Genomic DNA, 20,236 nt, shown 5'->3' on the forward strand with positions numbered 1-20,236 from the left:
AGCCTGAATTTCACTGTCGTAAGTCTGGACAATGGACAGGATGCAGGTCCGAGGTGGCCAGAGCCTCCTGAAAGGTCTCAACCGCCTTATTGAGCGAGGATGTTTCTTCCGATGAAGACATGGCCAGACTGATGCACTCGAAAAGCTGAGAGGTCAGTCCATACATGGCACAGGCACGGGTTCTGGCAAGATTTCTGTCGAGGGTTTCCAGCGAGTGCCAGATTTCCCGTTTCCCCAGAGCAGGCCGAAAACGAACGGGAATCCCGCGTCTGAAATGGAAACCGGCTTGCAGACGAATCAGCACAGCAGGGCTCGTTTCGTAGAAGCCCTTTGTAGAAAGAGTAGGGGCTCTGCTGCGGGACTCGAACCTAGTGTTGCGGGACGCGTCCCGCACACAAACCCTTGAAAATACGTCGAAAACGCCGACGCCAGTCTTTCCGTTGCCATATACTCATCGGGATTCTGGCAGACATTCTGGTAACGTCAAGACGCCATCGAAGCGATATGGTCGCATGTGCTTGTGCGACTGAAAGCTCAGAAGAGGGAAGGGGGCGGAGATGCAGGAAGATTACGATAAGGACGTTCGGGAGCCTTCTTGCAAAAGCCAGGAAGAGGCTTTGCAGTCTCTGAAGACGATTGGCCGGAAGTTGCCCGCCGATTTTCGTTTCGAACGTCCTCAAGACCAGGAGCGTTGAGAGACGCCAATGAGCTTCACCGGCATGTGATGGCAGCAAAGCTGTGAGGGTAACGTCTCGCAGCTTAACGTTCGGTCCGAAGTCCCAGCGCCTTTCTGCGTTGTGTTGATGTCAGGACAAACGATGCCCCTCATTTATATCAATTATCCGGTTGGAACCTTCAGCAAAGAGAAACGGGACGGTTTGGCAGAGACGCTGACCACTATCGCCCTCGATGCGGAACAACTGCCCGACACGCCTTTTGTTCGCAGTACGACCTGGATTTATTTTCGGGAATACGCCGAGGGTATGGTTTATCACGGTGGTAAAACAGACGGTCGCAATGTGATTGGCATTGAGGTCAATGCCTTCGAAGGCGGCTTTGACACCGCCGCCAAGCAAAAACTGTTTGCTGGGTTTACAGAGGCTGTCCGCGAAGCGGCTGGTTTGGCCGCTGATGATTTGGTGCCTGTCTATATTGTTCTGCGTGATGTTCCTCCCGAAAATTGGGGTGTGTTTGGACAAACGATTTCATTGAATGACCTGCGTCATCCACCAGAAAATGCTGAGCCTGTGTAGAAATTATTTTCAGTCAAACGATGGGAGAGAATAATCAAAGTCGAAGTATTTTCATTTTTCTTCTGTCGTTTTCTGAAATTCAGTTTCTGAATTGCTATCCTGTTTTCTGAGGCTCTTCTGTCCTGAGCCAGCAGTGTCGAATGGCTACCCATTCAACAGCTGGCAAGGGGGAGTACCTCCCCCGTTGACCCCCACAGAAACAGGATGCCCCGTTATGCCTATTGCTCCATCTCCATCCCGTATCCGCTCTTCCCGTCTGTCCGTTCGGGCTTCGCCTGGCGAAATAGAACGCTGGAACAATGCCGCTCATGCGCTTGGCCATGCCACAACGGCCGCATGGGTTCGGAGCCTGATGCACGATGCAGAATTTTCTCATCATTCAGGCAGAGATGTCGGATCTGAGATCCGCAGCCTCCGGGGCGAGCTATCGCGTATTGGCAACAACCTGAACCAACTCGCTCATATGGCTCATCTGGGCGATGCCGTTGCCTGTGCCGACACGCTGGAGCACATCGAGCGTCTCAAAGACCGGACGGACACTTTACTGAAAACTCTGCGTCCTGTGCGTCTCCGGCGGGTTAAGATTTCATCACATTCTGTTCCCGTGCACTTGGTGCACTGAACACGCATCGGTCTTCGCAAGGTGCGATACAATGATTGTGCAGGAAACCAGAATTAAGAGCAGCAGCGGGCACCAGGCAGTTGCCCGCCATGTACTCTCTGGCCCGAAGAACGAAACTATCCGGCTTATTTTGGGCAGTGACTACCTGTTAAAGGATTGGATGAAAGAAGCGAGACGTGAAGGCATTCGGTATGGCTTACGTCACATAGCCTTTAATCCGTCTGAAGCGATGACGGACCAGCAACTGTCTGACTTTGCGGAAGAAATCTGCCGAGAACTTGGGGCTGATCCCGAACGAATGACCTTTGTGATTCATCAGAAAGACGGGAAAACCCATGGGCATCTCCTGTTGCCGGAATGGCAAGAAGACCATGTGCTGAGTAGCAAGTTTTCATGGGTCAGGTTGGAAAAACTGGCCCGTCTGACAGAGATGAGGCTGGGGCATGCTTTGGTTCCAGGACGGCATGACAAAGCTATCGTCAAAGCTCTCAGAGAGTCCGGGGAGCATGACGCTGCCAGAAAAGTTGAAGCTCTGATTCCTGCTGAAAAAACATCGCCTCCTGTCGCCGCCTATACGTCACAAGCAAGACGGATGGCGGAACGCCAGGACTTTGATCTTCCCACTGCACGACGGGAGATCATGACGTTCTGGGATAACTCCGGGAATGATTTGCGGAAATTTAGGCATTTTCTGTCGGGCAAGAACTGGCACATGCGGGCTGGAGATCGAACTGACCGCAGGCGTGAGGCCCACATCATTGAGACATCTGACGGCGTGTTAATTGGGTCGTTCACGCGACTGACCAAAGTCAGAATGAAAGACTTCCGAGAGCTTCTTGAAGACGAAGCCTCCAAGAAGCCGCTTTTGGACCTGCGTCCTATCCGTCAAAAGAGTGAAGCACGAGAGGCCAGATGCGTTTCACTGAGCCCGCGAGAACATACAGACGAGACGAAGGCAGAACGGCTTCGGATTCAAGAGCGTCTGCCCCGCATTGTGCCATTCAATAACTCTGAGCGTCTGAGCCCCGCATTGCAGATCTATTTCAGGGACTGGAAGACGGAAATGCGAGCAGCTCGTGCCGTTTTGAACGCGAAGCATCCTCTTGAGAAAAAATATGGGCCGGAAATACCGCTCGATATTCAATCCCAGCGGATCATGGATCTGATCAAGCAAGGACGAGCGCGCCTGAAGAAGACCCATGAGGCTGTACAACGTGCACGCGAAGACTTGGATGAGCTGGAAGCAGGGCGTTGGGTCCTGTTCAAAGGACAGAAAGTCTCGAAGGCAGAAGAAGCTCTCCAACAAGCGTTAGCGCAGCTGGGTGAAATCCTGCGCTATATTGTGCAGGCGGTTCTTTATTATCTCGGACTGAGTGGCACCAAGCCTGCACCATTGCAATTCCCTGTTCCGATTGAACGGCAGATGAGTTGTGCGGAGTATGCGGAGAGCAGGCAAAAGCTTCTCGGCATTCTTCTCAACGAAAAGGCATGTCGTGCGTGGGTGAAAGGGCATTGTCGGGATGCGGAGCACAAGCGTGCCCGTCTTATTGAACAATGGCATGAAGAGCGTGCGCCAGAAGCGGCGAAGGCTGAACAGGCAGTCGTTCAGCTTCAAACGCTTGCACGACCGCCTCGGCGTATTCCTGATGACGTCAGGGCCCACATCGTGACACTCAAAAGGTGCGGAGACTTTCAGGGGGCATTGAATGAAATCAGACGGCTTGACGCTGTGCCTCGACCTCAGCCTGTAGGGCAACCAGTGAATAGGATGTCTCTTCAGCCTCTTGAGAGGGGCCGAAGAGGGCATCAGGAACAAAAGATGTCGCTTTAGAAAGCGGATGGACCGCTTACGCCTCGTGCCGGGCATTCCAATCGATGGGACGGTTTTCGAAAGCGGACATTGTGATGCGAACAGGCAAGCAGAAGGCTGAGTCGTATCATCGAAAACTCCGGATAGCGTCCGTGAGGAAGGTAGTGCTCTAGGTGCCCGATTACTGGTGAATCGCATACCGGGTACGAGAGCAGTCCCTTAAGTCGGTGCATCCCGAATAGCCAGTTCGCGACACTCTCTCCGAAATCGCGTGGCCTGATGGTAAAAATTGGGCTCAGTGGCCGCGATAGCGCGTAGCTTTCCAAGCTAATCGTATAGCGCTTTTGTCCACACGACATAATGTGTCTACGGAGTAACATTAAGCCTTTACACATCCCATATAAAACAGCTTTTTAACTGTATGAAATTGAGACTTACATTGTCTCACTTTGAGAGGAACGAATTATTCATGTCAGAGCCCGTGATCATCGATTTGAGTCTAGATAACGGCAGCGGTCCTCGTACACGGGATCAATTAGTACACCGTGCAAGCTATGACACGCTTAGAGAGCGGGTCATAGCTCATTTGGACGGTCTTGAGAGCGCTACAGACGATTACGCCGCCGGCGCGGGCTGGACTTTTTTTCTAGATGGGACACGGGGAGCGGGAAAATCGACATTTTTGAGTTCAGTAAAACAAGGGCTACAAGAGGATCAGGCTCTTCAAGGTAAGCTTAATTTCGTTTCGATCATTGATCCCAGCCGCATTGAAGGCAGTGAAATTATTCTCCTTGTTATTTTGCAAAAACTCAAAAAATCTGTTGAAGAACGCCTTCAAAATTGTCGACGAAGAGAAGATGAATACTTGAATCGGGATTGGAAACGGGCTTTCAGAGCTGTTGCCGGAGGATTGAGCCTATTATCTGATCGCGATCCTCTCAAAGATCTTGATCCCGACCTTTTTCTTGACTGGGGATTAGAACAGGCGAGCGACAGCACGAGTTTGCGTATCAGACTCTATGAACTGTTTTCCGTCGGTTGCAGGATTTTAGGTGTCAGAGCGCTCATGTTCGCTTTTGATGATGCCGACACAGATTCAAGGCATGCTATTAAGATTCTAGAATGTATCAGAAAATATCTAGATATACCGATTGTTATGGTGATCGTCACTGGTGATCTTGAGCTTTATTCCCTATTGGTAAAGCAACATTTCTCAACCACGGTTACTGGCAGGCGTGATTTCGTATTGGAAACTGGAAAACGAGATCGTCCCAAGCAATATGACCAGATGATCAACCATCTGGAAGAACAATATTTGTTAAAGCTATTCCCGATTAAAAATAGAATTCGATTACTCCCTATTGAAGCTCTACTTTTAAAAGAAGATATTAAAGTTAGGGCTTCCAGTAAAAATGATAATATTTACGGAATAAAATATTTTTCCGAACAAATTATTCGCATTGGACTTTGTGTAAAGTCTCCTCAAGATATTGATCTTTACGTCAGGTTCATTCTTCATCAACCGATTCGATCGGTTATTCAAGTACTGTCTCAGGTTGCACCCTTTTTATATGTAAAAAAATATGAGCAAAATGGTAAAGTTACAGATGCTCTGGCTCGTTCTTTATTAGAATTGAGCCTGACGAGTTTATATAAAAATTCCATTGATACAGATGCCCTTTCAACAGAGTCTGGTCCGTCTCTTGTTCAGGCGGTTTTTGATCTGGCATTGTTGGACGGAGATATCGATACGGCGGCATATTTGCGGCCTAGTTCAGCAGATCAGGATATCAGGCGTTGCTTTGTGGCGTTGGCGTCTGGGGTCACGCGTCTATGCAAGAACAATCCATCGAACGCTCTGAAATATATTTTCCGGGTGGCGGGTAGTATAACACTATATTCTCAAGCGTATTCAAAAGACTTAAACTCTGTAACGAATGCAGCACACAAATTTGTAGGTTATATAGGAATCGGTCGAGACGAAGACTGTCTTGATTGGGGTCGCCGAGCAACGGCCCTGATTGCTGCGCCCTATACCAAAAATTCGCAGAAAACCCGTGTCGTTCTGCCTGGTGTTATTGGCTTGAATCGTAAAGGACGCCCTGGAAAACTAGCCGCCTCTACAGCAGTTCTACGTGCTGCCCATAGTGGCGGATCGCATAGTTTGATGATGTTCGGATTTACCATGGTGAATGTGAGTAGCGGGTTCGGGATGCGAACATATGCTTCGATCTTCGTTCTGCTGGGCCTTATCGAGAAAATGCTCACTGCTCGAGATGGTTTTAATGCATTTGAAGTTTGTATGCGATCATATCCGCCAGTTACTATTTCTGCGCCGGATTGGTCTTCTCCTAATGAGGTCGATAATACTACATCATTAGAAGAAGAAGTAGATTTTCTACATTATTCGATGCACATGTTCTCGGAAATTCAAGAATTAATTATTAATTGGAAACAGAGCAGCACAGACCTTTATGAAAATATTAATCCTTCTTCAATTTTCTTAGGAAAAGTATGGTCCCGTCTGTTTCGTAGTCTTGAAAATGCTGCAGATGAGCTGCGTCGGAAGCCTTCAGTTTTTTCAACTATGGAAATCTTTGTATGTTGTATCATCAATGCGTTTCTTATCGAAGAATATGAACATCATCTTCCTTCCAAAGAAGGAATGTGGTGGGAAATGAGTCGGTCGAATCCGCGTACGTCCGTGGATACGCTTATTCATAAAATATCCGTTGCCAATATTACACGGAATGATTTTCCCATGACTTCTATTATTGCAACATGCCCTTTAATTGTCGGCTTGCTCAAGAGGGATAATATTTTTGCTGATGGTCTAAGTAAATTTTTCCCAAATTCGACTTCATCAAACTATATTCTTAATATTATGTGCTCAGAGGAATCTATCGAAGAAATGAATTATATATCTATAACAGGCGGCTCATAATTTTTCTTTATTATAATATAAATATGGAACCATTTATAATATGAGTATGCAAGCGGCTTCAGTGGAATCTGTAATTTCTACTATATTAATTTCGAATTATAGAATACTCGAATTATTCTGGGAGAAGGATCTGGCGTTTGATTTTCAATGGTCCGTCTTGAGAGAACGTACATATCTAGCTTTTCAGCCATGGGCCGCGCGATATCCAGATCATATATTTGAAGGTTCTTGGCATTCTTTAGAAAATAAAGCCTCTGGACATTGCATATTGCTCGCCGCTCTAGATGCGCTGGTTCGTGAATTTATCGAGCCCTCCCATGGTGATTCGCGTGTGAAACAAGAGATGATGGGAGCGTGGCAACAGGGAATTGTCAGTCGGGTCTCCGTGTTACCGATTAAGGCAGCTGCAAATGCAGCATTCATCGGCGATCATAATTTAAACAGTGAAGAGTTAAGGGGGGCTTATCGGTCGAGTGATGTTGCTGAAGTGCCGTGGCGACGTACACTCATGCCTGTACTGCATTACCACGAATCGATAGTTGAAGAATATATTAAGAAAGAAGGGTTGCATGAAGCTCATCTGCATCTCAACGGGAGTACTTTTGCGGAGACATGCTGGCTTAGGGCACTTCGAACGCCATATACAGAAATAAAAGGTTTTAATGCCGCTTGGAAAGGCAACAGAAAGAAACCCTCAATGCCTGAACTGGTCGCGCAGGTAAATCCTGAGCTTGGGCCGGCACGTCTCTTTCATCATTTACGAACCGCCGCCCGCCTTCGAGTGTGGCTGCGAGCGATCGTTGAGAACCGGGTTTTACCTGATGCGCAGTTTCCGTTTTCTTTAGCGCAATTAGGCAGCTCAGGCGAAGATGAATGGACCGTCGGGTTGATAGACATCTTGCCTGAAAAATCCGAAATGAGAGATATCCAAGGGGAACTGGATTGGATGACGACCTTGATCGTCAGGCTTCGTCAAAGACCCAGTATAATACATTCGCGAATGTTTCACGCTTATCTATTAATCCAAAACGAATATTGTCAGCTTCTAGTGCAAAATGAACAACAATATGGCTTCGATCAGTTCCAGAAATTTACATATACCGAATTGAGAGAAAGTGCAGAGGCTGAATATAAGGCACGTTTTTGTACAATGCACGGATTACAGACGAATTATAGCAAAGTGGGATATCTGGAGGGAAGGTTTGCCCCGAAAGACACAGTGAAGAAATCGGAACATTTACTGCGAGCCATATTGGGAGGATATCTAGAGTATTTGCAGGACGCATCGGAAGAATCGCTTGCAATGGGGCGAATTCGGTCAGCCTCTTTAACGAGCCTTCTAAGTTTACTTGATCAATATTTTAGAACAAATGGTCAAGACCATCGTCGCATTCACCGTCTTGCGCTTGTCGTTCATTTCATAAAACAAGCATGGTCTCCGGGCCATGGTCTAACATCTGGTCTATATCGACATTATGGGCTGGATCGTGATTTGCGCGAGAGAACCATTGTTTTACTAAATTGCCTGAAACTTTGGCCGATGCTGCGGCATTGGATTAGAGGTATTGATGCCGCTGCGAACGAGTTGCATGCGCCGCCAGATGTGTTTGCCGCTACGTTTCGGGTTTGTAGCAGGGCAGGTCTTACACGACGTACCTATCACGCCGGAGAAGATTTTCGACATATATTGACCGGAATTGCAGTCATATACGAAGCGCTTAACTTTCTTGATTTGCGCAACGGGGACCGTATCGGGCACGGTACTGCAATGGGAATTCACCCGAAGCTCTGGCTTGAGCGCATGCCGGGCAATATTACGCTGCCGCGCGGCGAATGGATGCTCGGGATGCTGGCTGCTTGGAAGATGTCGCGTGATATTCCGGACTTGGTCGCTTTGACGAACAATTTGCAAAGAGAATTGGAAGAAATTGCGTGTCAAATTTTTCAACGGCCCTTGTCGTCCAGTGCTATTGAGCGGGCAATGGATCTCAGAGGGCTGAGTCGTCTTGATGTCATGTATAATCAATCTGAATACAAAACTTCAAAGGGAGAATCTTTCGGTCTTCTCTGGCAGGAAGAGCGAGAATTAGTCAGGAAGGCTGCTGATGAGCAGCCGCAGGATATGGCATTGTTGTGGGAATGGTTAAGCGATAAAAAAATACAAATGCGATCTGAGGAATTTATTGTTATAAAATCTGCTTTTTTGAAGACTGACGACTATATCAAGCTTCAGCAGCAATTGATGAAGGAAGTCGCGCGTCGGGGCGTCTTGATCGAAACTCTGCCTTCGAGCAATGTTCGGATCAGCCAATATCAGCATATCAGGGAGCACCATTCGCTTCGCTGGATGCGTGTTCCCGGGCATTTAGTGGAGGGGGATCCTGAGATCATGGTCTGTCTCGGTTCAGATGACCCGGGCATTTTCGGCTCTGACCTCGAAACGGAATTTTATCTCTTATACGCTGCGATGCGCGAGCACGATTTGAATGACACTGAGGTAGTGAAGCGTCTCGGCATTGTGAATGAGCGCGGTAGAATCTATCGATTCCATCATCCGATAGTTAATTAAGAGCAGAAACTCTCAATCGAATTTCCTTTCAAGCTTTGTAATCAAAAGCGGACAGGCTGTTTCCGCTCCATAGCCGCCGTCAGGTCTCAGGAATGTCTAATTTGAACGTTGGGAATTCCAACGCTTCGATAACGCTCTTCAGGTTCTGCACGTCGATGGAACTCGTGTAGTTCATCGTTCCTTGACTTCGATGCGAGGCTTCGTGTCCTAAAACTCGGTCAATCCAGAGTTCTCGAAAGCTGGCATTCTGATTGCGCAGCTTCGTGGAAACTGTGTGCCGAAAGCTGTGGAACGTAATCTCGGCAGGAAGGTCGAGCTTCGTTTTGAGTTTTGAGAACGCCTGGCCAAACGCTGCCCCTCTGACGCCTTCACTTGACGTCGGAAGGTCGGGAAACAGGAAATGCTGCTCCGGTTTCAGAAAGCTCATGATGCCTGCTTTGATAAGCTGGGAGTGGATGGGAACGAGCCTCGCTCCTGCTGCCGACTTTGGAGACCATCCATCTTCTGGGTGAGGGCGGACATGGAAGCATGCCACACCTTGGATATTCTCGATGTCTTGGCCGCGTAGATTGCAAATTTCTCCCAGTCGCAAGCCGGTGTAGAGCGCGACGTTGACCATTCCTGTGTATGTTCGACGGGAAATTCCGCGATGCTCCCATTGTGCTGTTGTGAGCAGGGTCAATTCGTCATCGGTCCAACAGCGTCGTTCCGTCTTCTTCGTTGTGTTGAAAGACCACTGTGACCAAGGGTTTTTTGCAACGATTTCGCGTTGAACGAGTACGGACCAGAGAGAGGATAGGCGAGAAAAATGGTTCTTCACGGTCTTACCGCTGACCGTTTCCAGTCCTTGCTCTTTTGCTGCCTCTATGGCTTTTCGAATAGGAAGACGGTTCTTGGATTTCCCATGCGTTGCGGGAAGGCCGAGGAGCAAGTCGTGAAAGTCACCTGCTGTTGTTCCCGTCACCTGATTAACGGATAGGTCTCCGAAAGCCTCGATGAACAGGTCGAGTGTTGTTTTCGTGCCTTTAATGGTGTCCGCACTCTTATTGGTATCATTGAGAATAAAGCGTTGAGCCATGGCACTGATAGTCTGAGTCTTGGCGTTCTTGCGCTTCGTTGTGACGGGGGAAAGCAAGGCTTCAGGCGGTTCGTCTTCGTGCCCATCGTCAATGGCGGGGGTAGCCACAGACGCGATAGCGCCGCTTGAAGCTTTGATATCGACGACAAGTTTTCGCAGGCCCGCGATTTCATCACGCAGCATAGCCTCGCGGGTCTGCGTGACGGCCGTATGCAGTGCCTGTGTCTGCCTCAAAGCATTGAGGAAAGCGTCGGTCTGTTCGAAATACCCTGCGATGATGTCCAAAAAATTGTCGACCTGCCGCATGTAAGCTTTCGTCTGAAGCAGTTGTTGCGCCATCTCGGCGCTGTGCTTGCTCTTCTCTTCTTCCAGCCGAACGTTGTGATAGTTCTCCCAGTCCCGCACGAACTGCTCATAGAAGCGGATGATATCGACAGCGGTCAGGGCTTTTTGTGTTGGCTCTGTCGTCATGCGCCGAATCTCCTGAAAACACTGGCCCGTTTTGGCGTACAGCAGAGCCGCTTTTTGCCGTGCGACAAGCTTACTGGAGGTTTTCAGGGGATGCGAGATTTCGCCTCGACCTAACCAAGCCCGGAGGTCTAGCGGGACAGAACGCCTGAAATAATATTGCGACCCGACGATTCGCAGCATGCGTCTAACTCTCCCAGAATGGGAAAGACTGTGGGACAAACGCCCACTTTAACGTCGAGGGGTGTTTTTCTCTGTCTTTTCAATAGGTTAGTGGTGCGAGCTGCGGGACTCGAATAAGAACTGTCCCGAAGTGACCTACTTAAGTTATTGAAATATATAACTTTTAGAGTGATATTTTCTAACGAATTGTAGAAGACCTTTGTAAATAAGTCTACCGTTTAGAAAGCTTTATTGGAGGGCTATTTTTGATGGACCTACAGCGTCACGATGTTGTTTTCCCAGGCTGGGATTCAGGCGACCCTGGTAACACCTCTCAGCGTTCGCTGTGGGTGTACGGTATCGAACCAGGTGGAAGTGACACCATCCAGCAAGCTCTCAATGAGGAATTGTCTGTTCCTGAGAATGAAGAGGTCGCGAATTATTCGGTCAAATGTCAGTGGGATGTTTGGAAATGGCCCTTCAATCGAAAGGCACACATGCTGATTTCAGTTGTGGAGGGAATGCCCATCCATGTTCCAACCTTTGCTCGGGATGCTCGTCAGTATGCAGAAGCACACAAGATTTTTGAGCGTGATTGCAAAGGCTATTTCAAAGGAAATCTATTCCCGCAGATGAATCCCAATATGGGGGTGTGGAGTGATGCAGCACGTATTCGAACAGGGTTCGGAAGTCGTGAGGAGTTTTATGAGTTTTTCCGTCACTATTTCACCAACCTACATGATATTGTGCTGAAACACAGACCGCGTCTTTTTATCGGTGTCGGCATCGGGCAAGCGCAAGAATTTGCTAAAGTTGTGTGCGGTGAACCTGTCGATTTTAAAACTCAGACGTTTGCCGTGAATGGGCACAACAAAAGAATACTCATGAAATCGGGAGATATTCCATTAGCTGTGGTTCCTCATCTCACAGGCGGTTCAAATGGTTTGAACAGCACAGAGGCTATTATCACCGCAGGGAAGATAATTCGTTCAGCTCTTTTGAAGGGCTAAAGGATGCCCTTCATGCGGGAGGCGACGGCTGAATGAAGGTTAGGGAAGAGTAGACCTTTATGTGTCTAGAATATCTAGGGCAGGGAGGGACTTCACAATTTTCATCGTCTCAAGGCTGACAGTTATAACGCGTAGGAAGAGCTCCAGCGGATAACGTGGGTTGTTCATGGTCTCGATGGCCCAGTCATTGGCATCGTTGACGATACCGCTGGCCTTATCTGTCTTGACGCATTGACGCTCAACCACCCAGTCCAGAGCGGGTTTGCCGTTGACCACATAGTCGTAGGCTTCCAGCGGGATTCCTGTGACTGTGATGCGGTCATTGTAGTGCAGGACAGTTTTATCCTTGCCCTTGCCATACTTCATCTGGGTAACGCGGTAGTCTTCAGGTGAAAGACGGGCGTTTCCTGTGTCGACCTTTACCCCTTCATAGATGGGCTGGGTATCGAAATGGATATGCATTTCTCCCAAGCGCCGACCAGCATCTGAGAATGCCTTGAAGGCCTCAAATGTTTTCATGCGGGGAATGCGAGGCAGTTCTTTCCGCAGGGTATCAGCATAGCGTTCTCGATAGTCTGGAGAGTGCAGAAGCCCATAGACGTAATAGAACAGGTCTTCCTTGCTGATGCTTTCCCCATGATAGGAGTCCTGGAAGTGCTTCAGCCCTTCGTCTGTGATGGCATCTTTGCGTGTTAAGCTGTTCGAAGCTTCACCATTAAAGAGGTCATCGCCGTTGCCTTCGTTTGGTTTTGCATCCTCATAGACGAACAGTGGAAAGCACTGGCTTCCACCATCAGGCTGGAGGTCAAAGATGGCGTTTGTCATGGTTGCGAAGAAGCCACCGTCAGGTATGCGAACTTTCACGCAAATGACCAGGTTGTTTGCATTCGCATCAGGAAACAGGCGAGGCATCTGATAGACCATCTCGTTCAACCGTCTATCAAAGTAGAGCCATTGACGAGTGAATGGTCGATACACGCCTTGAGTGCGACAGCTATCCGAATAAATCAGCTCTTTATTTCTAGATAAATCTTGTTTGAGAGCACGGCTCCAGCTGATTTTTGTGGTATCCGAGGTAACAAAGTCACTGACAGATGCATTTTTAATCTTTTTGTCCGTACCGTGATATTCTTGGTTAAAGCGTGCCAATTCAGACGTATAAACATCAACCATAGAGCTTAAGTTTTCTTTGAGTTCTGTATTGGAAAAATTCCAGCACCAAGAATCCCTTGCTGTTACAACGCCAAGAGAGAATTTTGAAAATAATGGTGTCTCATTTCCCTTCTTTACGCCGATAGGCATAAAATTCCGGAAGCTGTCATCTCTCTGACGGAGCCAGTCACCATGCTCATCTGGCGTGATGTTCTGCCATAGCCCTGCATTACTCAGGCCCTTGATACTTGCCAGTTCTTGAATCTTCTTCAACTTCTGTTCGCGGTTCAGATAATCCCCGATGTCATGGAACAGAATGTGTCCTTGTTCCTTGGCTTTCGGGTTCTTCACCAGAATGGAAATGGCAATCGGAGCGCGACTTCCTGCGTCGAAAATCTTCCCACCCTCCTTGCGTGAGGTCTCACCAGATGTTCGCTGGTTCCCCCGAAGATGGAACACATGGATGCTTGAAAACTCTTCAGCCAGGCACTTCCGAAGGCCATCTGCTGTATTGGATTCGAGGAAACCTGCGTTGGTTACGAAGCCCAGAACACCACAGTTTCCAATGCGGTCGGAAGCCCAACGGATGGCACGGACATAGCTGTCATACAGGCCCTTGGAGAGCACAGCTTTTGACTGCTTGGCATAAGTCTCTCTGATGCGTTCATCCAGAGCAGGGTATTCGACATTATCGTTGTTGTCGTTTTCGCTTTTTTGTCCCACCGAGTAAGGCGGGTTCCCCATGATGACGCGGATGTCGAGTGTCTTCTGCCTTTTGATGCGTTTGTTGTTGTCTTCCAGCGTGGAGCCAATTAGGTCATGCGCCTCATTGAGGCGGAAGGTGTCTGTCAGGCAGATACCCTCGAAAGGCTCATACGTTCCGTCCATCAGGTCGGAGAACGTCGCCTCGATGTTGATAGAGGCAATATAGTAAGCGAGCAGGACGATTTCGTTGGCGTGTAGCTCATGCCTGAACTTGTGGAGCATCTGCTCCTTCGTAATCAGGCCACTCTGAAGCAGGCGGGTGATGAATGTCCCTGTCCCTGTAAAGGGGTCCATGATGTGGACGCCCTTGCTTCCCAGGGTCTGCCCAAACTCGCTTTCCAGCACGTCATTGATGGAGCGGATGATGAAGTCCACGACTTCCAGAGGGGTGTAGACAATTCCGAGGCGTTCTTTCAGGCGCGGGAAAGCCTGCTGGAAAAAGCCGTCATACAGTTCCTTGATGACCTTCTGCCGACCATAGGCCGTATCAATACCAGAGGCGCGTTCACGCACATTGGCATAGAAGTCTTCCAGCGTGTCCGCTTCCTTGTGCAGGCTGTGCTTGTTCAGCGCGTCCAGCACGGATTGCATGGCCTTCGACATCGGATTGTCGGAGACAAAGCTATGGCCTGAGAACAAAGCTTCAAACACAGGGCGGGTGATGAGGTGCTGGGCCAGCATCTCAATGATGTCTTCCCGGCTGATGCTGTCATTCAGTTCTGAGCGCAGGTCAGAGACGAACTGATTGAACGCCTCACGTGCCTGAACATTCTCAGGATTGTCGAGGATGGTGGTGATGCGGGTGATGTGGGTCTGGGCAATCTTGGCAATATCGCCAGCCCAATCTTCCCAGTGGTGACGATTGCCAACCTTCTTGACGATTTTTGCGTAGATGGCGCGTTCGATTTCCCCGACCTGGAACTCCATCTTGAACTGCTCATCGCTTGGGCGAGAGGCTTTTTTGCCAAGAGAGTAGGAGGAATGTGCTTTCTGGGCTGTCCCTGTCGTCAGGGCCATCGTCTTCTGGGTGATTTTCTTCGTAACTGCGACGACTTCCATGCGGGACGTGTCAGGCTTGGCCTGAAGGTCCATTTTATTGACCATGCTATCGAAGCGGTCATCGTGCGAGCGCAGAGCCTGAAGAACCTGCCACACCACCTTATAGGCCTGATTATTATCAAGCGACTGCTCGGGCGGGGTTCCCGCAGGAATGACAACAGGCAGAACAACATAGCCCCTCGTCTTCCCCGGAGCGTTTCGCATAACACGCCCCACCGACTGCACCACATCCACCTGAGAGTTGCGGGGTGTCAGGAACAGCACGGCATCCAGGGCAGGAACATCCACTCCTTCAGAGAGGCATCGGACGTTGGAAAGTACCCGGCAGGTTTTGTCAGGAGTTTCATCTTTTAGCCAGGAAAGCTTGGCTTCCTTCTCGCTGGCGTTCATCCCGCCATCGACGTGCTCAGCTTCGCAGGTCAGGCGGGCTTCAGCTTCGATACCGTCCTGAAGCTGGTATTCCTCAACCACCTTCTGGAACATGTCGGCAATCTGGATAGAACTGACCTTGTGAGCACGTCCCTTGTAGTCAGGGGAGATGACCTGACAGAAAGCGACAGCCCGTTTCATAGGCTCCGGGTCTTCAACGCCATCCTGTGACAGACCAATCTTGGCCAGTGCTTTCCAGCATCCGACAATTTTGGCGGCATCATCCACTTTCAGACCGTTGTCAGGGTCATCCAGAAGTTTCTGAAGTCTTGCGCTAACAGTGCCTTCATCCACAGCCAGAACGATGACCTTGTAATCGACCAGAAGTTTGCGCCTGACCGCTTCGGAGAAGGTGATGACATGAAACTCAGGGCCGAAGATTTCGACATTGTTCATGCCATAGACAATGGCCCCTTCATTCTCCGCTTTTTCCTGAGCCACATCGCCATAGATGCGAGGGGTTGCGGTCATGTAGAGACGCTTCTGACCATGCAGATAGGTCTGGTTATGAACACGGACAAAGGCGCTGTCGTTCTCTTCCCCTCCGAAGGTCACGCCTGTTGTGCGGTGTGCTTCATCGCAGACAATCAGGTCAAACTCGGGAAAGCCGAACTCTTTCTGAGCCTGTGAGATGACATCAATGGAATGGTAGGTGGAGAACACCACCGTCATGTGGGTGGCATCATGGCGCTTCTGGTACTCGCTGGCCAGACGTTCAGGGTTCGTGGTCGCCGGATAGCGCAGTTCGTGGATTTTGACTTTGATTTCGTCGTCCTGGGACGCCTTTTTCTTCCCGACATCGCTGTCTGAACAGACGGCAAAACTATGCAGGGGAACCTGACTTTCCTGTGTCCATTCTGTCAGGGACTGGGAGAGCAGGGAGAGGCTGGGGACCAGAAACAGGACACGACCACCAGCGCCGACCTGTTGTTCTGCCAGCTTCAGACTGGTGAAGGTCTTGCCTGTTCCGCAGGCCATGATGAGACGGCCACGGTCATCGGTTTTGAAGCCTGCCAGCACATTCTTGATGGCTGTGTCCTGATGAGGACGTGGTGTCTTCTTCTCTCGTAGAACAGGGGTTTTCTTGGGTTGATACTGCGACCAGTCGATGACGCTGGTTTCAAGGTCGAGCAGGTCAATCTTGCTGACAGGAGGGTGCTGGTCCGCAAGCGTGGCTTCGGCGTTGCTGTTCCAGAGGTTTGTGGTGGCTACGATAACGCGATGGGAGAACCAGCTTTTGCCAGAAGCTGAGAAGAAGGTGTCGATGTCCTTCTTGGTTATCTTGTGGTCCGGGGCATAGAACTTGCACTGGATGGCATGGAGCTTCCCTGTCCCTCGCTCTCTGGCCACAAGGTCGATGCCTGTGTCTTTGACAGGGTGGCCATTCTCGCCAGCCCACACCTTGTATGGCCAGACCATATCGTAAAGGTCAGCATAGCTGGGTTCGGTCCGCAGATAGCAGACAATCAGTTCCTCAAAATATGTCCCTTTCTCGCTCTCTGAAACAGCCATCTGGCGGAACGTATCGAGAAGCGTGGAGAGAGCGGACATTGGAAGAACCTTCGAACACAAGATATCCTTTCATATCTCCGATGGTATGATGAGGAAACCTGTCGAAGCCCTCTCTCTCCTGTCGCTCATGATGAGCGTTACAGGTCAGAGGCAATGCGCTGGATTGTTCTCAGGCCAACGCCATATTCCTTTGCCAGTGCTGTTCCTGTCTCATTCCCATAGCGCCTTTTGATAGCGTTTCGAGCTTGAGGGGAAAGCTTTTGCTTCCTTCCCATCCTCACACCGCTGGCCATGGCTCTTTTCCTGCCTGACTGGGTGCGGTCGATAATCAGGGCACGCTCGAACTCTGCAAAGGAGGCGAGGAGGTTCATGGTAAGGCTTCCCATCATGTCATCCCTGATGGTCCCTACTCCTTCAATGGTGATGGCAATGCCCTGACCTCTCAGATTCTGGATGACTGTCAGGATATCGAGGGTAGACCTTCCAAGTCGGTCGAGCTTCATCACGACCAGCTCATCCCCGGCCTGAATCTTTTTCAGGAGCTTCCCGAACTGAGGTCTGTCATCTGACCTGATGATACCTGAAATCTTTTCCTTGAAGATATTCGCTTTTGGAACTCCCAGAGCCATCAAGGCGTCTTCTTGCTCCTTCAAATCCTGTCCTACTGTGGACACTCTGCAATAACCGTATTTCATATCATTCTCCTTATAATTTTGGCGGAGATTTATGGCGGTTATTTTCTGGCTGTTTCCTGCGGTTCTATAATACCGCCATAAATCTCAATCTATGACGGTATTATAGCGCATAATAATTGCAGATAAGATACCTTGACATTCTTGAGTGATTTTGAGGTTAATAAGGATAATTTCTTAGTTTGTACATTTTGCGAGAAATAAGATGAAAGCTGAAATTTCCAGTAGATTTTCTGAAAAAACAGAAGAAGAGTGCTATAATAACTTTATTGAATTATGTAAATATTATAATGAATTTCATCATGATTGGAATGAAGCTAACACTAGGCACCATTTCATCAATAAATTTCTCAATAATTGTCTTGGATGGCCTGATGATAGCTTTAATCTGGAAGAGCATATAAATGGAGAATACGCTGATTATATAATTGGGACACCAGAAAAAGTAATTATTGAAGCAAAAAAGGAAGGGGTATATTTTGATTTACCGCCTGGAAGTACCGAAAAACCTATTCAATCGATAAAAACAATTTTCCGAGGAAACGATTCTGCAAAAAAGGCTATAGAACAAGTACAAAAATATTGTTCAGGGAAGGGTGTCGAATACGCAGTTGTTTGTAATGGTCATCAACTAATTGCTTTTGTTGCGATTAAAATTGGTGATTCTCCTCTTGCGGGCAAGGCGCTCGTTTTAAATAGTTTAGAGGCGATGAAGCAACATTTTGGTGTGTTGTGGCAATCGCTATCTCCTTTAGGAATTTCTGAAGGCAGGTTAAATAGAATTCTTACTAATGGAAGCGCAACTACGTTGCCGCCAAAGCCTAGTTCTCGTCTCACGTCTTTTCCGCAAATACGATATCAAAGCACTTTACAGGCAAATTTGAGAGACTTTTCTGAATTACTTATAGAAGATATTGTTAATACATCAGATTTGGAAGGACAATTTTATGAAGAGTGTTATTGTGACACTGGAGCTCTAAGTCGAGATGCTCTGCTGAGTAAACGTATATTATCTGCGCGGTATGCTTCTCTCTTTCCGGACACGGAAGAATCTCCGCGAATGCAATCGGTTGATACTAGAGAAAGCCATGAGGCAATTTTTAGTAACGATATGCTTCAAGAGGCCTTATCAAGAAGGCCGATTGTATTAATAGGGGATGTTGGTGTTGGAAAAACATCTTTTATAAAGAATCTCTTTTTAAGAAAAGCATCTGAAGAAGCTCGCTCTTCCATACTATTATTTATAGATTTTGGCTCTCAGGCTACCCTTTCAGGAGACGTTAAAGAGTTTGTCTTGGATGAAGTTGAAAATCAGTTATTCACTCAATATAATATAGATATACAAGAAGAAAATATAGTTAATGGAATATATAATTCTGAAATAAAAAAATTCAAGCAAAGTATTTTCTATAAATCTGCTGATGATGATAACGGTAGAGATAAACTCATCATAAGCATGCTTGTAGAAAAGGTAAAAAATAAATCACAGCATTTAAAGAAAGTTATTGAACACCTTGCAAAAGCTAGGAGAAAACAAGTCGTAATAGTTTTGGATAATGCAGACCAAAGGAGGCACGAATTACAGCAAGATGCATTTCTAATAGCGCAAGAATTTGCTAATTCTTGGCAAGCTCTTGTATTTATTTCTTTAAGACCGCAGACGTTTTTTCAGTCTACTCGTAGTGGAGCTTTGGCTGCTTACCCTAATAAGGTCTTTACAATCTCCCCTCCACGGCCTGAATTGGTAATTGAAAAGAGGCTACAATTTGCGCTTCGTATCTGCGAAGGTGATATAAAGCATGCAAGTTACGCGGGTCTTAATATCCGCGTTGGAAGTATGGCTCTATTTCTTCGTGCTCTTATTATTAGCATGAAATCTAATAAAGAGATAAGAGAGATACTTTCTAATATAACGGGAGGAAATATTAGAGAAGTTGTTCAATTTGTTAAAAAATTCATTGGAAGCCCAAATGTTGATGCTGATAAAATAATTGATATTATGACTAGGGAAGGCGAGTATTTTATACCTCTTCATGAATTTTCTAAGGCAGCTATTTTAGGAGATTTTGCTCACTATAATCCCATGAGTTCTTTGGCATCGAATTTGTTTGATGTTCATTTGCCAGATGAAAGAGAGCATTTTCTTTCTACAATGATTTTAGAATACATGAACTCTGAATACAGTAAAAAAGATGCTGATGGATTTGTGTCAACAGAATCTATAGAAATAGAAATGCAAAAAAATGGATTTACAATTAAGCAAATTGAAAATAAACTCAGGCATTTAAATAATAAAAAACTAATAGAGAGTACGTTGCGCGTAACTTTTGACGAAAATGTTAGTGGTCTATTCGGAGATATGCCTCATGCTTTCAGGGTAACATCGGTGGGTTCTTATCATACACTTAGATGGTTAGCCTCTTTTTCATATCTTGATGCGATGGTGTTTGATACCCCTATATTTCGAGATTCTATCTTCGAAGAGATAATTACAAAAAAAGAGAGTTTCCATATAGTTGACCGGTTTGAAAGAGTGTTGAAGTTCCGATCTTATCTAACTGAGACATGGAATAAGTCAGGAATTAACGTTCCGTATTTTGATTGGCAAACCGTGGTAGAACGCGATGAGCAAGCATTTGCACCCATCCGCCGAGCAATTCTAAAAATGTCTAATAGTTAGATTAGTTTTTTAGCCCCTGTCCCAAAAACAC

11 protein-coding genes and 1 pseudogene are annotated in these 20,236 nt (G+C 47.6%); 7 read left to right on the forward strand and 5 right to left on the reverse strand.

All coding sequences use genetic code 11. The features are described 5' to 3' along the window. Nucleotides 1-10 precede the first annotated feature (10 nt). A complete protein-coding gene (locus tag HKD32_RS06255; protein ID WP_228118796.1) occupies nt 11-304 on the reverse strand; it encodes a DUF6538 domain-containing protein in 294 nt (97 codons plus the stop codon). A 514-nt stretch (nt 305-818) separates the two neighbouring features. On the opposite strand from HKD32_RS06255, the gene HKD32_RS06260 reads away from it, so the two are divergent. The 5 genes from HKD32_RS06260 to HKD32_RS06280 all read left to right on the forward strand — a co-directional run bounded on the left by HKD32_RS06260 (nt 819) and on the right by HKD32_RS06280 (nt 9,198). After that, nucleotides 819-1,253 carry a tautomerase family protein gene (locus HKD32_RS06260; protein WP_194257715.1) on the forward strand — a complete coding sequence of 145 codons (435 nt, stop codon included), beginning with the start codon at nt 819-821 and terminating at the stop codon, nt 1,251-1,253. A gap of 214 nt (nt 1,254-1,467) precedes the next feature. After that, nucleotides 1,468-1,875 carry a MobC family plasmid mobilization relaxosome protein gene (locus HKD32_RS06265; protein ID WP_194257716.1) on the forward strand — a complete coding sequence of 136 codons (408 nt, stop codon included), beginning with the start codon at nt 1,468-1,470 and terminating at the stop codon, nt 1,873-1,875. Between the two features lie 160 nt (nt 1,876-2,035). Further along, nucleotides 2,036-3,706 (forward strand): relaxase/mobilization nuclease domain-containing protein, encoded by a 1,671-nt coding sequence (locus tag HKD32_RS15175; protein WP_228118797.1) that lies wholly within the window; start codon nt 2,036-2,038, stop codon nt 3,704-3,706. 448 nt (nt 3,707-4,154) lie between these two features. Then, nucleotides 4,155-6,629 (forward strand): hypothetical protein, encoded by a 2,475-nt coding sequence (locus HKD32_RS06275; protein ID WP_194257717.1) that lies wholly within the window; start codon nt 4,155-4,157, stop codon nt 6,627-6,629. A gap of 40 nt (nt 6,630-6,669) precedes the next feature. After that, the gene (locus tag HKD32_RS06280; RefSeq protein WP_194257718.1) at nt 6,670-9,198 is read left to right on the forward strand and encodes an amidohydrolase family protein; all 2,529 of its coding nucleotides are present in this window, start codon (nt 6,670-6,672) and stop codon (nt 9,196-9,198) included. 79 nt (nt 9,199-9,277) lie between these two features. Here the strand turns inward: HKD32_RS06280 and HKD32_RS06285 are convergent, their stop codons facing one another. Together HKD32_RS06285 and HKD32_RS15510 are read right to left on the reverse strand one after the other, a co-directional pair. Beyond that, nucleotides 9,278-10,747 (reverse strand): tyrosine-type recombinase/integrase, encoded by a 1,470-nt coding sequence (locus tag HKD32_RS06285; protein ID WP_228118798.1) that lies wholly within the window; start codon nt 10,745-10,747, stop codon nt 9,278-9,280. A gap of 12 nt (nt 10,748-10,759) precedes the next feature. Beyond that, nucleotides 10,760-10,927: pseudogene (locus tag HKD32_RS15510) on the reverse strand (DUF6538 domain-containing protein); the annotation flags it as partial. 248 nt (nt 10,928-11,175) lie between these two features. Here HKD32_RS15510 and HKD32_RS06290 point away from each other — a divergent pair. Continuing rightward, nucleotides 11,176-11,916 carry a hypothetical protein gene (locus tag HKD32_RS06290; RefSeq protein WP_228118799.1) on the forward strand — a complete coding sequence of 247 codons (741 nt, stop codon included), beginning with the start codon at nt 11,176-11,178 and terminating at the stop codon, nt 11,914-11,916. Nucleotides 11,917-11,973: 57 nt separating this feature from the next. Here the strand turns inward: HKD32_RS06290 and HKD32_RS06295 are convergent, their stop codons facing one another. Then, entirely contained in the window at nt 11,974-16,872 is a 4,899-nt protein-coding gene (locus HKD32_RS06295; protein ID WP_194257719.1) for a DEAD/DEAH box helicase, read from the reverse strand. A gap of 98 nt (nt 16,873-16,970) precedes the next feature. Then, nucleotides 16,971-17,528, reverse strand: a complete 558-nt coding sequence (locus tag HKD32_RS06300; RefSeq protein WP_194257720.1) for a recombinase family protein — start codon at nt 17,526-17,528, stop codon at nt 16,971-16,973. A gap of 202 nt (nt 17,529-17,730) precedes the next feature. Between HKD32_RS06300 and HKD32_RS06305 the strand changes: the two genes are divergently transcribed. Then, entirely contained in the window at nt 17,731-20,205 is a 2,475-nt protein-coding gene (locus HKD32_RS06305; protein WP_194257721.1) for an AAA family ATPase, read from the forward strand. Nucleotides 20,206-20,236 lie beyond the last annotated feature (31 nt).

Origin of the sequence: Gluconobacter japonicus, assembly GCF_015244665.1 — a bacterium.
Taxonomy (GTDB): domain Bacteria; phylum Pseudomonadota; class Alphaproteobacteria; order Acetobacterales; family Acetobacteraceae; genus Gluconobacter; species Gluconobacter japonicus.

Excerpts from the sequence above, each read along its gene's own strand:
- HKD32_RS06260 (WP_194257715.1), top strand. The coding sequence starts at position 819 with ATGCCCCTCATTTATATCAATTATCCGGTTGGAACCTTCAGCAAAGAG.
- HKD32_RS06265 (WP_194257716.1), top strand. The coding sequence starts at position 1,468 with ATGCCTATTGCTCCATCTCCATCCCGTATCCGCTCTTCCCGTCTGTCC.
- HKD32_RS15175 (WP_228118797.1), top strand. The coding sequence starts at position 2,036 with ATGAAAGAAGCGAGACGTGAAGGCATTCGGTATGGCTTACGTCACATA.
- HKD32_RS06275 (WP_194257717.1), top strand. The coding sequence starts at position 4,155 with ATGTCAGAGCCCGTGATCATCGATTTGAGTCTAGATAACGGCAGCGGT.
- HKD32_RS06280 (WP_194257718.1), top strand. The coding sequence starts at position 6,670 with ATGAGTATGCAAGCGGCTTCAGTGGAATCTGTAATTTCTACTATATTA.
- HKD32_RS06285 (WP_228118798.1), bottom strand. The coding sequence starts at position 10,747 with ATGACGACAGAGCCAACACAAAAAGCCCTGACCGCTGTCGATATCATC.
- HKD32_RS06290 (WP_228118799.1), top strand. The coding sequence starts at position 11,176 with ATGGACCTACAGCGTCACGATGTTGTTTTCCCAGGCTGGGATTCAGGC.
- HKD32_RS06295 (WP_194257719.1), bottom strand. The coding sequence starts at position 16,872 with ATGTCCGCTCTCTCCACGCTTCTCGATACGTTCCGCCAGATGGCTGTT.
- HKD32_RS06300 (WP_194257720.1), bottom strand. The coding sequence starts at position 17,528 with ATGAAATACGGTTATTGCAGAGTGTCCACAGTAGGACAGGATTTGAAG.
- HKD32_RS06305 (WP_194257721.1), top strand. The coding sequence starts at position 17,731 with ATGAAAGCTGAAATTTCCAGTAGATTTTCTGAAAAAACAGAAGAAGAG.